Below are 14,342 nucleotides of genomic sequence, written 5' to 3' on the forward strand. Positions count from 1 at the left end.
TTACCTATGCAGAAGTTACTGATCCCTACGCTGCTGGGCCTGGCGATGTTCGCAGGCTCCGTCAACGCCGCCGCACCGCTGCGTCCGCCACAAGGCTATTTCGCACCGATTGAAGCGTTCAAGACCGGCGACTTCAAGGAAAACTGCGACACCATGCCGGCGCCCTACACCGGGCCGCTGCAGTTTCGCAGCAAGTACGAAGGCTCGGACAAGGCGCGTTCAACCCTGAACGTGCAGTCGGAAAAAGCCTTCCGCGACAGCACCGCCGACATCACCAAGCTGGAAAAAGACACCAGCAAACGCGTGATGCAGTTCATGCGTGACGGCCGCCCCGAGCAGCTCGAATGCACCCTGAACTGGCTGGTGTCGTGGGCCAAGGCCGATGCATTGATGTCCAAGGACTTCAACCACACCGGCAAGTCCATGCGCAAGTGGGCGCTGGGCAGCATGGCCTCGGCCTATGTGCGCCTGAAGTTCTCCGACTCGCACCCGTTGGCCAATCACCAGCAGGAATCGCAACTGATCGAAGCCTGGTTCAACAAGCTCGCCGATCAAGTGGTCAGCGACTGGGACAACCTGCCCCTGGAAAAAACCAACAACCACTCCTACTGGGCCGCCTGGTCGGTGATGGCAACGTCCGTCGCCACCAACCGTCGCGATCTGTTTGATTGGGCGGTGAAGGAATACAAGGTCGGCGTGAACCAGGTCGACGACCAGGGCTTCCTGCCGAACGAATTGAAGCGTCAGCAACGCGCCCTGTCGTACCACAACTACGCTCTGCCGCCGCTGTCGATGATCGCCAGCTTTGCCCTGGTCAATGGCGTGGACCTGCGCCAGGAAAACAACGGCGCGCTCAAGCGCCTGGGCGACAAAGTGCTCGCCGGGGTCAAGGATCCCGAGATCTTCGAACAGAAGAACGGCAAGGAACAGGACATGAAGGACTTGAAGCAGGACATGAAATTCGCCTGGCTCGAACCCTTCTGCACCCTCTACACCTGCGCGCCGGATGTGCTCGAGCGCAAGCATGGGATGCAGCCGTTCAAGACCTTCCGCCTCGGGGGCGACCTGACCAAGGTCTATGACCCGACGCATGAGAAAGGCAACAAAGGTTCCTGACGAAACGCGGTAAAACATGTGGGAGGGGGCTTGCCCCCTCCCACAGTTCGAGTCGGTTTCGTCAGTTGGAATGTTGTACGGCCCGCCCCCGATGTTTTGTGGGGGGGTTTGGGGGGGCTCTGGCCCTTGACTGTTGGTTAAACATGGAGAGATCGGGATGGTTTTCTCGTCCAATGTGTTCCTGTTTCTGTTCTTGCCGATCTTTCTCGGCTTGTACTACTTGAGCGGGCAACGCTATCGCAACCTGCTGCTGCTGATTGCCAGCTACGTGTTCTACGCCTGGTGGCGAGTGGACTTCCTGGCGCTGTTCGCCGCCGTGACGCTGTGGAACTACTGGATCGGCCTGAAAGTCGGTGCCGCCGGTGTGCGCACCAAGCCGGCCCAGCGCTGGCTGCTGCTCGGCGTGGCGGTCGACCTGTGCATCCTCGGCTACTTCAAGTACGCCAACTTCGGCGTCGACAGCATCAACGTGATGATGAAGTCGGCGGGCCTTGAGCCGTTCATCCTGACCCACGTGCTGCTGCCGATCGGTATCTCGTTCTACATCTTCGAGTCGATCAGCTACATCATCGACGTGTACCGTGGCGATACCCCGGCAACCCGCAACCTGATCGACTTTGCGGCGTTCGTGGCGATCTTCCCGCACCTGATTGCCGGCCCGGTACTGCGCTTTCGCGACCTGGCCGACCAGTTCAACAACCGCACCCACACCCTCGACAAATTCTCCGAGGGCTGCACGCGGTTCATGCAGGGCTTCATCAAGAAGGTGTTCATTGCCGACACCCTGGCAGTCGTCGCCGACCACTGCTTCGCCCTGCAGAACCCCACCACTGGCGATGCCTGGCTCGGCGCGCTGGCCTACACCGCGCAGCTGTACTTCGACTTCTCCGGCTACAGCGACATGGCCATCGGCCTGGGCTTGATGATGGGCTTCCGCTTCATGGAAAACTTCAAGCAGCCGTACATCAGCCAGTCGATCACCGAGTTCTGGCGGCGCTGGCACATCAGCCTGTCCACCTGGCTGCGTGACTACCTGTACATCACCCTGGGCGGCAACCGTAAAGGCACGCTGACCACCTACCGCAACCTGTTCCTGACCATGCTGCTCGGTGGCCTGTGGCACGGTGCGAACATCACCTACATCGTATGGGGCGCGTGGCACGGCATGTGGCTGGCGATTGAAAAAGCCATCGGCCTCAACACCGCGCCACGCAGCTTCAACGTCGTGCGCTGGGCCTTCACCTTCCTGCTGGTGGTGATGGGCTGGGTGATCTTCCGCGCCGAAAACCTGCACGTCGCCGGCCGTATGTACGGTGCGATGTTCAGCTTTGGCGAGTGGTCGCTGTCGGAACTCAACCGCGCCAACCTCACCGGCCTGCAAGTGGCAACCCTGGTGGTGGCCTACGCAACCCTGGCGTTCTTCGGCCTGCGCGATTTCTACACCAATCGCCCTGCCGAGAAGACCAAGCCGGCCGACCCGAGCCTGATCAAGGCCGTGCCGGGCGACAACCCCGGCAGCATCCACGAGCCCGGCTTCACCGTGGGCCAGGATGCCGCTGTGCAACCGGCCTACTGGACCGCTGACTGGCCACGCTACGCCATGCGCGCTGCGGTGCTGCTGCTGTTCGTGGCGTCGATTCTCAAACTGTCGGCGCAGAGTTTCTCGCCGTTCCTTTACTTCCAATTCTGAGGGAGCCGACCATGACCCGTTCATTACGCGTCCTCTATATTGGCCTGTTCCTGGTGGTGTTGCTCGCCCTGGGCGCCTGGTCGCTGCGCAGCTTCTTCGGCTTCAGCACCAATGCCGACGCCACCGTGCTCAACGGTCGCTGGACCAAGGCGGTCGAGACCCACTACGACGACCAGTTCCCGATCAAGCGCCTGGGCACCAACCTGTGGGCGGCGCTGGACTACAAGCTGTTCAATGAAGGCCGTCCCGGCGTGGTGCTGGGTCGCGATCACTGGTTGTACAGCGACGAGGAGTTCAACCCCGCCGTCAACGAAGACCAGAACCTGGAAGGTAACTACGCGCTGGTCGAAGGCGTACGCCAGAAGCTCAAGGCCCAGGGCATCCAACTGGTGATGGCGATCGTACCGGCCAAGGTACGCCTGTACCCGGAACACCTGGGTGAAGTGAAGCCGGCGAGCATCCACGCCAACCTGTACCAGGACTTCCACGCCCGTGTCGCCGCCGACAAGATCATCGCCCCGGACCTGCTCGGCCCGCTGCAACAGGCCAAGCTCGGCGGCAAGCAGGTGTTCCTGCGCACCGACACCCACTGGACCCCGGACGGCGCTGAAATCGCGGCCAAGCAATTGGCCAAGACCATTGCCGCCAAGACCCCGCTGAGCGGCGAGCCCCAGCGTTTTGTCACCGAGGCCGAGAGCACCACACCGCACAAAGGCGACCTGCGTCTGTTCCTGCCGCTGGACCCGCTGTTCGAAAACCTGATGCCGCCGCAAGAGCCGCTGCAAAAACGCGTCACGCACCTGGCCGAAACCAAAGGTGACGACGCGCTGTTCAGCGACAGCGAAACCCCGGTGGCACTGGTGGGCACCAGCTACAGCGCCAACCCCAACTGGAATTTCGTCGGCGCCCTCAAGCAAGCCCTGGGCAGCGACGTGGTCAGCTACGCCGAAGACGGCCACGGCCCGATCCTGCCGATGCTCAGCTACCTGAAAAGCGATGACTTCAAGAACAGCCCGCCCCAGGTGCTGATCTGGGAGTTTCCTGAACGTTATCTGCCCGTGAACAACGAAATCGGTGATGCCGACCCCGCGTGGGTTGCGCAGCTTAAACAAGCCGGTTCGCGCCAACAGAACATGGCCATCAACACTAAATCCGAGACGCCCGACCGGGCGCAAAACTGAAAGAGAGGTAACTCACATGACTTTCACTACAACTCCTCGTCGTCTCGCTAAAACCCTGGCCATCGCAGCCGGTTTGAGCTTCGTATCAATGTCCGCCTTCGCCGGTGGCGACGCCGCCCTGTACGGCCCTACCGCGCCAAAAGGCTCGAGCTTCGTGCGCATCTACAACGCCAGCAACCAGGAAGTCAGCGCTACCGTCGGCGCCACCAACCTGAGCGACGTGGCCCCACTGGCCAGCAGCGACTTCAGCTTCATGCCCGGCGGTGACTACAGCGCCAAGGTCGGCAGCCAGACCGTACCGGTCAAACTCGCTCCGGACCACTACTACACCCTGGTCAACAGCGGCAGCGGCCAGCCACAACTGATCGAAGAACCGCCGTTCAAGAACAAGCAGAAATCCCTGGTGCGCGTGCAGAACCTCAGCGACAAGGCCCTGACCCTGAAAACCGCCGATGGCAAGACGGATGTGGTCAAGTCAGTGGCAGCCAAGGGCCGTGGCGACCGTGAGATCAACCCGGTGAAAGTAAGCCTGGCGTTGTATGACGGTGACAAGAAAGTCGGCGATGTGAAGCCGGTTGCCTTGGAACGCGGTGAAGCGGCGGTGCTGTATGTGACGGGCTCCGGTTCGAGCCTCTCGCCAGTCTGGGTCAAACGCCCAGTGTCGACCCGCTGAAGCATTTTTCCGGGTTGGTTGAGACCAACCCGGACCGAGACAAAAACAAGAGTGAAACGACAAACCTTCGTAGCTCTGACCCATATCGATTCAAGGAGAAACACCCATGATTCCAGTCATCCTTTCCGGTGGTAGCGGCTCACGTCTTTGGCCGCTTTCCCGTAAACAGTTCCCTAAACAGTTCCTGGCCCTGACCGGTGAACACACGCTGTTCCAGCAGACCCTGGAGCGCCTGGTGTTCGAAGGCATGGACACCCCGATCGTGGTCTGCAACAAGGACCACCGCTTTATCGTCAACGAACAACTGGCCGCCCGTAAGTTGGAAAGCCAACGCATCCTGATGGAGCCGTTCGGCCGCAACACCGCGCCGGCCGTGGCCCTCACCGCGATGATGCTGGTTAACGAAGGCCGTGACGAGCTGATGCTGGTGCTGCCCGCCGACCACGTGATCGACGACCAGAAAGCCCTGCAACGCGCCCTGGCCCTGGCCACCGTGGCCGCAGAGCGTGGCGAGATGGTGCTGTTTGGCGTGCCGGCCACCCGCCCGGAAACCGGTTATGGCTACATCAAGTCCACCAACGATTCGCTGCTGCCCGAAGGCGTGAGCCGCGTCGAGCAGTTCGTGGAAAAACCCAATGAAAAACGCGCCGTCGAGTTCGTCAAAAGCGGCGGTTACTTCTGGAACAGCGGCATGTTCCTGTTCCGCGCCAGCCGCTTCCTCGAAGAGCTGAAAAAGCACGACCCGGACATCTACGACACCTGCCTGCTGACCCTGGAACGCAGCGAACAGACCGCCGATACCGTGTCGTTCGACGAAGCCACCTTCGCCTGCTGCCCGGACAATTCCATCGACTACGCCGTGATGGAAAAAACCCAGCGCGCCTGTGTCGTGCCACTGAGTGCCGGTTGGAGCGACGTGGGCTGCTGGGCCTCGCTGTGGGCGGTCAACGACAAAGACGTCCACGGTAACGTCAGCAAAGGCGACGTGGTGATCCAGGACAGCCGCAACTGCATGATCCACGGCAACGGCAAACTGGTGTCGGTGATCGGCCTGGACAACATCGTAGTGGTGGAAACCAAGGACGCGATGATGATTGCCCACAAGGACAAGGTCCAGGGCGTGAAGCAGATGGTCAACACCCTCAACGACCAGGGCCGCAGCGAAACCCAGAACCACTGTGAAGTGTACCGTCCGTGGGGCTCCTACGATTCGGTGGACATGGGCGGCCGCTTCCAGGTCAAGCACATCTCGGTCAAGCCGGGCGCGTGCCTGTCGCTGCAGATGCACCACCATCGCGCCGAACACTGGATCGTGGTCAGCGGTACGGCCGAAGTGACCTGTGACGAGAACGTGTTCCTGCTCACCGAGAACCAGTCCACCTACATCCCGATCGCCTCGGTGCACCGCCTGCGCAACCCGGGCAAGATCCCGTTGGAGATCATCGAAGTGCAATCGGGCAGCTACCTGGGTGAAGACGATATCGAGCGCTTTGAAGATATCTACGGTCGCTCCACACCGGTAGAACGTGGCGTGTCGGTGAAAACTATCGCGCAGTAAAACAGTCGTACAAGAAGCCCTCGCCCAGCCCATTGCGTCCCCTATCCGCAGTGGGTTGGGTGGGGGCTTTTCTCGTTCAAGGGTTCTCTACACCTATCAGCGGACGCCCCCATTGTGTCCCATCGAATTGACGCCCCAATTTCTTGGGGAAAAGGCGTTGTAATTGCCGCTGGAGTGATCTTTCCCCGCGTTTTTGAATTGATCCTTGCCAAGTTTTTCAGCGGCCTTCCCTCCCCACATAAGCGCCCCACCTGCGGCTTTGGAGGCAAATCCCCCGGAGTTGGACACCGTCTTTCCGAGCACCTTGGCCATTCCCCCGACAACGGTCAGAGCGGCCCCCTGGGCTTTGTCCTTTTTATCGTTGTAGAGCGGTGGAAAGAAGTACGCATTCAGTTTGTCATTGACGCCTTGCAGAACCGTTTGTCGCAGGTTTGTAAGCCCCATGTTTTGCATACGAGGGAATAGGCGCGAGCTGACCTCCTCCCTGGGGGCTTGATCGATTGTTCCCAGCACGACAGGCGCTGGTACGGATGCAGGTACTACAGGAGAAATCTGCGCAGGAGCGAGGATGTTTGGAATGGCCATGGTGGATCTCACTTCGTAAGATGGCAGTAGGGTTACTGAAGGGCTTACAGAGCGTCTGCGTACCCGGTTTTTTGTAAAAAGACTCCACACTGGTTCGTGTCTCGAAGCCAATAAACACCTGGGGTGGTAGGTTTCAGCGGCGTCGGCAGTCCCACTCGGGCGAGCTCCCGAGGGCGATCGTCGGACGTCCTGCAAGATCGAATTTTTCGGCGCCATGCGCTTGGGCAACCTTGCCTCCCACAATCATCACTAGACCCAAGGCTTTGGAGAGAAGGCCACCACTGGCAGCTAACTTTTGCCCAGCCTCCTGCACGGCTATGCCGCCCACGGCAATACCCACACCCTTGGCGCTCATGTCACAGTTACGCGATTGCAGCATGACTTGCTTCAGGTTTGTCAGCTTCTGAGCCTGCCTACGCGAAAACGGGTGTGATCCTGCCGCGTCAATCGTTTGCGTGAGCGATGCAGGGTGGGACTGCTCAGCCACTTTTGAAGATGTGATAAGCGCGGTCGCCACCGACGCTAGGGAAGAGGTAACCTCAGGAGCAAGAAGGGCTGCAATAGTCATCGTTTATCTCACTTGATCAGACTGCGATAAGTACATCCTGGACAATCCGTACTTCCCTGTTATAGCTCTGTGGACAAAATGCGTGGGCCGGTTCCTCGCACAGGAAAACTGATCCTGCGTTAGGCATCCACACCCGCCCGCGAGTAGGATGTTTTATCCGCATATGAGACTGTCATCATGTTTTTTGGCGTTCTACTGATCATCACTTGGCTGGTCCTGCTACTGCGCTACCCGGCCAGAGCCTTGCCGGTGTCGCTGGCCGCCGCCGTGGGCCTGGGTTTCGTGGCGATCTGGGTGGTATGGCTGGACAACCGCGAAGCCTCGCAACTGGCGCGCCTGGAACTGCGCATCAGCTACGCCCCGCAAGAGTGCCCGGCCGACCGCCCGCTCAAGTTGACCCTCAACAACGGCAACGATGTACCGCTGACCGAACTGCGCTGGCGCGTCGCCGCCTATGCACCGGGCGACTCGGTCAACCTGGCCGACAACGTCTACGCCGCCCCCCGCTATCGCGGCCCCGGCGAGTTGCAGGCCGGGGCGACGTGGGACGACTGCCTGCCCACCCCGCCCTTGCGCCCTGGCTATCGCCCGCAAACCCTGGAATTTCGTGCCGAGCACCTGCAAGGCAGTTTTTCGGACTGACAAAGGATTGATCCATGCCCAACGTACTGATCACCGGTTGTTCCAGCGGCATCGGCCGTGCCCTGGCCGACGCCTTCAAGGCGGCAGGCTACGACGTGCTCGCCAGCGCCCGCCGCGAAGAAGACGTGATCGCCCTCAACGACGCCGGCTTCCATGCCGTGCTGCTGGACGTGAATGACAGCGCCGCCCTGCAAACGCTGGCCGGGCACCTGGACGAGCTGGATGTGCTGATCAACAACGCCGGCTATGGCGCCATGGGGCCGTTGCTCGACGGCGGCACCGACGCCATGCAACGGCAGTTCGAAACCAATGTGTTTTCCATCATCGGCGTGACCCAGGCGTTTTTTCCGGCGCTGCGCAAACGCAAAGGCCTGGTGGTGAATATCGGCAGCGTGTCCGGGGTGCTGGTGACGCCGTTCGCGGGCGCCTACTGCGCATCCAAAGCGGCCGTACATGCCCTGAGCGACGCGCTGCGCATGGAACTCGCGCCGTTTGGCGTGCGGGTCATGGAAGTGCAGCCCGGCGCTATCAATACAAGCTTCGCAAAAAACGCCGGCGCCCAGGCTGAATTGTTGATCAACCAGCAATCACCGTGGTGGCCATTGCGCGAAGGTATTCGCGCACGCAGCCAGGCGTCGCAGGACAAGCCGACACCCGCCAATGAGTTTGCGGCGGACGTACTCAAGGCCGTGCAACAGTCGCAACCGCCGCGCCTGCTGCGTTCGGGCAACGGCAGCCGCGCGTTGCCGTTGATGGCGGCGCTGTTGCCCAAGGGGTTGTTGGAGAGAGTGCTGAAGAAGCGTTTTGGTCTGGCGGGCTCACTCTAGCCCTTCATGAAATCAATAAATGCCCGCACCTTGAGCGGCAAATGCCGAGTGTCCGGATACATCGCATAGACCCCTTGCGGAGCGAAGCGATGGTCCGGCAACAGGCGCACCAACCTCCCGCTGTTCAGATCGTCCTGCACCAACCACTGCGGCAACACTGCCACGCCATGCCCGCGCACGGCAAAGGCTTGCAGGACCGCCGCGCTATCGGCCACCAGCGAAGCATTGCCGGGACGGTACTGATGTTGGCCACCTTCGGGGTCGGTCAGACTTAACTCAGTCAGACGGCCATGTGCCAATTTGGGCAACGGCTCCAATGCCTCCAGCGTGTCAACCCCGGCGAACTCCGGTGCCGCCACGACAAACACCTCGAAGGTGGACAATTGCACCGCGCGGTGATTGGAATCGAGCAGGCGGCCCAGTCGAATCGCCACGTCGAAACGTTCGGAGATCAGGTCGGCATGGGTCGAGGAAGTGGACAAGTGAATGTCCAGGTCCGGATGCAGGCGGCGGAAGGCTTCGACCGCCGGCGCGACCACGGCCAACGCGTATTCGATGGTGGTGGTGATGCGCAACGTGCCTTTGAGTTGGGCATGCTCCGAGCGGGCTTCCTCCACCGCCAATCGAGCTTCTTCGAGCATGCGCGTGCAACGCACGTAGAAGCGTTCGCCGGCATCGGTCAGCGCCAGTTGGCGGGTGTTGCGGGTCAACAGAGTAACGCCCAGTTCCGCCTCCAGGCGCTTGAGGTTGAAGCTGACCACGGCGCGAGTCTGGCCCAACAGGTCAGCGGCAGCGGTGAGAGAGCCGGCCTCGACCACGGCCTTGAAGGTGTCGAATCGGTCCAGGCTGACCATGGGTTGGAGGTCTCTTTGTCAAAATATTTTTGACAAACTAGCAGGCAAACCGGCGTAGCCCAAATGTTGTGTGCGGCCTACCCTGCCCGCTTCATTCGCAGGATTGCGTTCATGACCTACCGCTCGAAAGTCGCCTGGATCTTTTTATTGGGTTTTGCCCTGGACCTGGTGAACACGTTTGTCGCCACGGTCGCCTACCCGGATATCGCCCACGAACTGCATGCCTCGGTCACACAACTGGCATGGATCAGCAACGCCTATCTGATCGGCCTGACCGTGATCATTCCGCTCAGTGTCTGGTTGGCTGCGGTGATGGGGGAGCGAACGCTGATCGCGGCAAGCCTGTTGCTGTTCGCCGGGGCATCGGTGATGGTGGGCCAGGCGAGTTCGATTGAACCACTGATCGGCTGGCGTGCCCTGCAAGGGCTGGGCGGTGGCTTGCTGATTCCTGTCGGGCAGGCCATGGCTTACCGGCATTTCCCGGCGGCTGAACGCAGCCAACTGACAGCGCGAGTGATGTCGGTGGCATTGCTGGTGCCGGCGCTGTCTCCGGCTCTGGGTGGTTTGATTGTCGACAACGTGTCGTGGCGCTGGATCTTCTACGCCAATCTGCCACTGGCGTTGATGACCCTGCTGCTGACCGTTCTATGGATAAAACCTGACAGGCCGTCGAGCCGTCGTGTGCCACTGGACGTGGGCAGTATTTTCCAACAGATGCGCAGCCCAATGCTGCGCACCGCGATGCTGATCTACCTGTGCATCCCCGGCGTGTTCATCGGTACCAGCCTCATCGCCATACTCTATCTTCGCGGCCTCGGGTACGACGCCACACAGACCGGCGCCTTGATGCTGCCGTGGGCACTGGCGTCGGCACTGGCGATTTTGCTCAGCAAAAAACTGTTCAACCGCTGTGGTCCGAAGCCGTTGTTGTTGGCGGGCATGCTGCTGCAATGCCTGGGCATCCTGTTGCTGAATGGCCCTGCACTGATCATTCCAGCCTATTTGTTGATGGGGTTGGGAGGCAGCCTGTGCAGCAGCACCGCGCAGACCCTGGCCTTTCTCGATATTCCTGCCGAACGCATGGGCCACGCCAGCGCCTTGTGGAATATCAATCGACAAGTCAGCTTCTGCCTGGGCGCCGCTGCACTGAGTGCGCTGTTGTCAGCCTTGGATTCCTTCGCCATAACCTTCACGATGGCGGCAGCCCTGACCCTGCTGCCTCTTTTTGCGGTGCTGCGTCTGGATGCGTCCAGGCTACGTGCACTGCTTCACCCTGCCAGCGAGCCCGACCGATGATTGACTACAGCGATTTTTTTGAAGAAGTGATCCAGACCCACGTCGAAATCGAACAATGGTTTGCCGGTGTCGCACCCGAAGGCACCTTGCAGACGTTGCTCGCCCGCTTTTCGCCGGAGTTCAGCATGATCGCCCCCGCTACCGGCGCACGGGTGAACGCCGCCGGGGTCAATGCACTGTTCACGCGTCTGGGCGGCATGCGCCCGGGGTTGAAGATCACCTTGAGCGAGATGGCCGGGATCGACCGGCATGCTCGTGGGGCGACGGTGACTTACCGCGAACATCAGGTGGATGCCAGCGGCACGCAGACGGATCGCCGCGCTACAGTGGTGTTTGAGAAGCAGGCCAGTGGCGCGCTGTTGTGGCGGCATTTGCACGAGACCTTCATAGCGCAGTGAGATAATTACCAGGCCGCGTCCTACAAAAAACAGCGAACAGCCTGACATCATTACAAGGAAACAATCCCCAGGCTCTTTCACCTCTGTCGACTCACAGGTGAAAGGATGCCCAGGGATTTTCTACAAAGCGGTGTGCCGCAAGCGCATACCACCACTCGCCAGCGGCTGACCAGTCTGCTGGACCTGCCCAAGCTCTATCGAACCATAGATGCCGACCCGGCCATCGTCGGGGCCGCAGTGGTGCATATCGGCAGTGATTATCAGGTGACGGTACTGCGTGAGTTTGTGCCGCTGTGCAGTATCAGGCCCAAGCGCGTGATGTTGCGGGAAATGACGGGGCCGGTCAGGACGGCAGAAGAATATGCGCAGCTGGCGGCAAGTTCGCCGCGTGAGTCGCAGGTGTGGAAAGAAGCATCGGGAGTCGTGAGTTCCTGCGGCGGGGCTGTAATAGGCATCATAATTGCGAAGGCAGGAATCGCGGCGGCACCGTTCAGCGCAGGTACCAGTCTTGCTTTGTCCTACGTTGCTTTGGCCGGCACGGCTGCAAGCGGCGTGCAATGCCTCAACAGTCTATGGCGGACCTACAATGAGTTCGTCAACCCCGCCGAGAACGACTACTACGACTCGTTAGGTTGGTACCAGGCAATGACCGTCGCTCTAGACGGAATCTCACTCGTCGGTGCGGGAAGCACTACGTTTGCCACGGTAAAAACGATTATGGCGATCAAACATTCGACGGGGCGCGAAGTCACTGATGTCTTGAGGCATATGAGTCGTCAGGAACGCGCAAAGCTAACCAGCGAAGTATTACGCCTGAAAAACCCTCATCACCCCAGTGCAATGGTTCGCCTGAAACAGTTGTCTGGGCAGTTGCCCAGACGCTTCAGCAATTCCCAGATACGCCTAAGCATCATGACTCAGATCCAAGACCAAATCGGCGCCACTTTGGCTGTCACGGGCAGCACTCTATCCGGAAACGTCAATCACGTGATCGTTGCACTCTACGAGGAGTTCGACAGCCATGAAATATAGCGTCGACCCCTTCCGGGAGTATTTAATTTGGCGCCGTTATGCGTACCGTTTTTTACCGGTATGGGGTGGCGCCTTACTGCTTTGCTTGAATACGATTGCCGGCAACATGGCGCATAGCCTCTCGTACTACGCAGCGCTCTATCACCTATCGACCGAGTATTCTTTCGGAACCGGCGTAGCACTCTGCTTGATCTTCTACGTGGGCCAAGCGATGTTGTGGGAAGGATCCCGTCATGCATCTCGAGTACTTGTAACTGTGATCATCGCGAATATCTTGCTCTCGATCGCCTATCTGGGCAGCCACGCTGTGACATTGCTCAACCTATTGCCGCTATTCTCGGCTCTGCTTTACATCTTGGTTCTCAACTCAAAAAAACATCGCCGTTTTACCAGCATCTTGAGAGTGAAACGCCGTCGCAAAGTGAGGGCCAACGCACTCCTTCAATAGCCGACCTCAACCACCCGGCAACTTCCGCACAATCACCGTGCAAGTAATCCCCGCCACCTACCCCCGCTTGCGGTAGCCAGCAGCGTTCTATCAGGAAACATCAACCACCTCATCATCACTCTCTATGAGGAGTTCGACAGCCATGAGCACTAAAAACGGCCCGATCCCAGCACCGGGGACATTGCGCAGTGACACCAAGCGTTTCGCTTTCACGGTGGGAACTGCAGTGTCCATGAACTTGGTCAGCAGTTCAGGCAACCTGTCACACAGCCTGTCGTATTACACCCGAATCAACTATCTCCCCAGCGAATACGCGATAGCAGCGAGCCTGATATTGGTGCTGGTAATGTGCATGGGATTAGCCCTGGTGGTACGAGGGTTACGCTCAGGGCCGCCACTACTTGTGTGCACCGCAGCCCTGAATGCATTGCTTGCGGCAGACTACCTGGGGAGCCACCCGGTTTCTATGTTTGCACTGTTTCCCTTGTTTCAATCTCTGGTCTGCCTGCTGATGCTCAATACACGAAATCACCGCCGATACGTCAGCATAATGCGGGTCAGACGGCGACGCGAAGTGCGGGCCAACGCACGCCGTCATTAGACGACCTCAACCTCCCGACAACTCCCGCACAATCACCGTGCACGTAATCCCCGCCGCCAACAACACCCCCTGCGGCACTTCATCGATATGAATCCGCACCGGCACCCGCTGGGCCAGGCGCACCCAGTTGAAGGTCGGGTTCACATCGGCAATCAACTCGCGGCTCTCGGGATTGTCGCGATCGTAGATGCCGCGCGAGATGCTTTCTACGTGGCCCTTTAAGGTCTCACCGCTCATCAACTGCATATCGGCTTTGTCACCGACCTTCACATGGGGCAGTTTGGTTTCTTCGAAGAAGCCGTAGACCCAGAACGAGTTCATATCCACCACCGCCATCTTGGCTTCGCCGATGCGTGCGTAGTCGCCTCGGTGCACGTTGAGGTTGGTGACATAGCCGTCCACCGCCGCCAGCACCCGGGTGCGTTTCAGGTTGAGTTCGGCGGCTTCCAGTTGCGCCAACGCATGCTGGTAATCGGCCAAGGCGGAGTCGGCGATGTTGCTGGCGTCGTCACGGTTTTCTTTCGAAATCACCAGCGCATCGAGGTCCGCCCGGCGATGGGCGTTGACCTTGCGCATTTCCCAGGTGGCTTTGCGCGACGCGACCAGCGATTGCGCCTGCTTGACCGCAATGCGGTAGTGCTCGGGATCGATCTGCATCAGAAGGTCGCCTTTTTTGACAAGCTGATTGTCACGCACCGGCACGTCGACCACTTCGCCGGTGACGTCGGCCGCCACGTTGATGATGTCGGCTCGCACACGGCCGTCGCGGGTCCACGGGGTTTCCATGTAATGCACCCACAACGTGCGGCCAATCCAGATCGCCAGGGCCAGTACCAGCAAGGTCGCGAGCAGGCTGAAAAACTTTTTCATCGG

At 59.8% G+C, this 14,342-nt stretch carries 16 protein-coding genes; 12 read left to right on the forward strand and 4 right to left on the reverse strand.

Features of this window, described 5'->3' with window-relative positions; translation table 11 throughout:
- The first annotated feature begins 6 nt into the window (after positions 1-6).
- The 5 genes from BM110_RS03660 (at position 7) to BM110_RS03680 (ending at position 6,218) form a co-directional block, all read left to right on the forward strand.
- Positions 7-1,116, forward strand: a complete 1,110-nt coding sequence (locus BM110_RS03660) for a mannuronate-specific alginate lyase (protein ID WP_092240845.1) — start codon at positions 7-9, stop codon at positions 1,114-1,116.
- Between the two features lie 157 nt (positions 1,117-1,273).
- Complete coding sequence (locus tag BM110_RS03665; RefSeq protein WP_034118206.1) at positions 1,274-2,806, forward strand: MBOAT family O-acyltransferase; 1,533 nt, start codon at positions 1,274-1,276, stop codon at positions 2,804-2,806.
- An 11-nt stretch (positions 2,807-2,817) separates the two neighbouring features.
- Entirely contained in the window at positions 2,818-3,987 is a 1,170-nt protein-coding gene (locus BM110_RS03670; RefSeq protein ID WP_071488564.1) for an alginate O-acetyltransferase, read from the forward strand.
- 16 nt (positions 3,988-4,003) lie between these two features.
- Complete coding sequence (locus BM110_RS03675; protein ID WP_093512413.1) at positions 4,004-4,660, forward strand: alginate O-acetyltransferase AlgF; 657 nt, start codon at positions 4,004-4,006, stop codon at positions 4,658-4,660.
- Positions 4,661-4,766: 106 nt separating this feature from the next.
- A complete protein-coding gene (locus BM110_RS03680) occupies positions 4,767-6,218 on the forward strand; it encodes a mannose-1-phosphate guanylyltransferase/mannose-6-phosphate isomerase (protein ID WP_071488563.1) in 1,452 nt (483 codons plus the stop codon).
- Between the two features lie 96 nt (positions 6,219-6,314).
- On the opposite strand, the gene BM110_RS03685 is transcribed toward BM110_RS03680, so the two are convergent.
- The gene (locus BM110_RS03685) at positions 6,315-6,803 is read right to left on the reverse strand and encodes a hypothetical protein (RefSeq protein WP_139212842.1); all 489 of its coding nucleotides are present in this window, start codon (positions 6,801-6,803) and stop codon (positions 6,315-6,317) included.
- A 133-nt stretch (positions 6,804-6,936) separates the two neighbouring features.
- On the reverse strand, positions 6,937-7,371 hold the full coding sequence (locus tag BM110_RS03690) for a hypothetical protein (RefSeq protein WP_093512415.1): 435 nt from the start codon (positions 7,369-7,371) through the stop codon (positions 6,937-6,939).
- Positions 7,372-7,548: 177 nt separating this feature from the next.
- Between BM110_RS03690 and BM110_RS03695 the strand changes: the two genes are divergently transcribed.
- Complete coding sequence (locus tag BM110_RS03695; protein WP_093512417.1) at positions 7,549-8,013, forward strand: multidrug transporter; 465 nt, start codon at positions 7,549-7,551, stop codon at positions 8,011-8,013.
- Between the two features lie 14 nt (positions 8,014-8,027).
- On the forward strand, positions 8,028-8,840 hold the full coding sequence (locus BM110_RS03700; protein WP_093512419.1) for an SDR family oxidoreductase: 813 nt from the start codon (positions 8,028-8,030) through the stop codon (positions 8,838-8,840).
- Here the strand turns inward: BM110_RS03700 and BM110_RS03705 are convergent.
- The gene (locus BM110_RS03705) at positions 8,837-9,694 is read right to left on the reverse strand and encodes a LysR family transcriptional regulator (protein ID WP_092240823.1); all 858 of its coding nucleotides are present in this window, start codon (positions 9,692-9,694) and stop codon (positions 8,837-8,839) included. The genes BM110_RS03700 and BM110_RS03705 overlap by 4 nt on opposite strands.
- A 111-nt stretch (positions 9,695-9,805) precedes the next feature.
- Here BM110_RS03705 and BM110_RS03710 point away from each other — a divergent pair, with 111 nt between their 5' ends.
- The 5 genes from BM110_RS03710 (at position 9,806) to BM110_RS03730 (ending at position 13,469) form a co-directional block, all read left to right on the forward strand.
- On the forward strand, positions 9,806-10,990 hold the full coding sequence (locus tag BM110_RS03710) for an MFS transporter (protein ID WP_093512421.1): 1,185 nt from the start codon (positions 9,806-9,808) through the stop codon (positions 10,988-10,990).
- Complete coding sequence (locus BM110_RS03715; protein ID WP_093512423.1) at positions 10,987-11,388, forward strand: DUF4440 domain-containing protein; 402 nt, start codon at positions 10,987-10,989, stop codon at positions 11,386-11,388. Before BM110_RS03710 ends, BM110_RS03715 begins: the two co-directional genes overlap by 4 nt.
- Before the next feature lie 105 nt (positions 11,389-11,493).
- Complete coding sequence (locus tag BM110_RS03720; RefSeq protein WP_093512425.1) at positions 11,494-12,420, forward strand: Ssp4 family T6SS effector; 927 nt, start codon at positions 11,494-11,496, stop codon at positions 12,418-12,420.
- Positions 12,410-12,868 carry a hypothetical protein gene (locus tag BM110_RS03725; protein ID WP_093512427.1) on the forward strand — a complete coding sequence of 153 codons (459 nt, stop codon included), beginning with the start codon at positions 12,410-12,412 and terminating at the stop codon, positions 12,866-12,868. The genes BM110_RS03720 and BM110_RS03725 overlap by 11 nt, the downstream gene beginning before the upstream one ends.
- 142 nt (positions 12,869-13,010) lie before the next feature.
- A complete protein-coding gene (locus tag BM110_RS03730; RefSeq protein ID WP_256575344.1) occupies positions 13,011-13,469 on the forward strand; it encodes a hypothetical protein in 459 nt (152 codons plus the stop codon).
- A gap of 6 nt (positions 13,470-13,475) precedes the next feature.
- Here BM110_RS03730 and BM110_RS03735 read toward each other — a convergent pair whose 3' ends face one another.
- A complete protein-coding gene (locus BM110_RS03735) occupies positions 13,476-14,339 on the reverse strand; it encodes an efflux RND transporter periplasmic adaptor subunit (protein ID WP_071488551.1) in 864 nt (287 codons plus the stop codon).
- Positions 14,340-14,342 lie beyond the last annotated feature (3 nt).

It is taken from the genome of Pseudomonas sp. NFPP28, assembly GCF_900115535.1.
GTDB lineage: Bacteria > Pseudomonadota > Gammaproteobacteria > Pseudomonadales > Pseudomonadaceae > Aquipseudomonas > Aquipseudomonas extremorientalis.

Bases quoted from the DNA above. Each gene is read 5' to 3' on its own strand.
- BM110_RS03660 (WP_092240845.1), top strand. From the start codon at position 7: ATGCAGAAGTTACTGATCCCTACGCTGCTGGGCCTGGCGATGTTCGCA.
- BM110_RS03665 (WP_034118206.1), top strand. From the start codon at position 1,274: ATGGTTTTCTCGTCCAATGTGTTCCTGTTTCTGTTCTTGCCGATCTTT.
- BM110_RS03670 (WP_071488564.1), top strand. From the start codon at position 2,818: ATGACCCGTTCATTACGCGTCCTCTATATTGGCCTGTTCCTGGTGGTG.
- BM110_RS03675 (WP_093512413.1), top strand. From the start codon at position 4,004: ATGACTTTCACTACAACTCCTCGTCGTCTCGCTAAAACCCTGGCCATC.
- BM110_RS03680 (WP_071488563.1), top strand. From the start codon at position 4,767: ATGATTCCAGTCATCCTTTCCGGTGGTAGCGGCTCACGTCTTTGGCCG.
- BM110_RS03685 (WP_139212842.1), bottom strand. From the start codon at position 6,803: ATGGCCATTCCAAACATCCTCGCTCCTGCGCAGATTTCTCCTGTAGTA.
- BM110_RS03690 (WP_093512415.1), bottom strand. From the start codon at position 7,371: ATGACTATTGCAGCCCTTCTTGCTCCTGAGGTTACCTCTTCCCTAGCG.
- BM110_RS03695 (WP_093512417.1), top strand. From the start codon at position 7,549: ATGTTTTTTGGCGTTCTACTGATCATCACTTGGCTGGTCCTGCTACTG.
- BM110_RS03700 (WP_093512419.1), top strand. From the start codon at position 8,028: ATGCCCAACGTACTGATCACCGGTTGTTCCAGCGGCATCGGCCGTGCC.
- BM110_RS03705 (WP_092240823.1), bottom strand. From the start codon at position 9,694: ATGGTCAGCCTGGACCGATTCGACACCTTCAAGGCCGTGGTCGAGGCC.
- BM110_RS03710 (WP_093512421.1), top strand. From the start codon at position 9,806: ATGACCTACCGCTCGAAAGTCGCCTGGATCTTTTTATTGGGTTTTGCC.
- BM110_RS03715 (WP_093512423.1), top strand. From the start codon at position 10,987: ATGATTGACTACAGCGATTTTTTTGAAGAAGTGATCCAGACCCACGTC.
- BM110_RS03720 (WP_093512425.1), top strand. From the start codon at position 11,494: ATGCCCAGGGATTTTCTACAAAGCGGTGTGCCGCAAGCGCATACCACC.
- BM110_RS03725 (WP_093512427.1), top strand. From the start codon at position 12,410: ATGAAATATAGCGTCGACCCCTTCCGGGAGTATTTAATTTGGCGCCGT.
- BM110_RS03730 (WP_256575344.1), top strand. From the start codon at position 13,011: ATGAGCACTAAAAACGGCCCGATCCCAGCACCGGGGACATTGCGCAGT.
- BM110_RS03735 (WP_071488551.1), bottom strand. From the start codon at position 14,339: ATGAAAAAGTTTTTCAGCCTGCTCGCGACCTTGCTGGTACTGGCCCTG.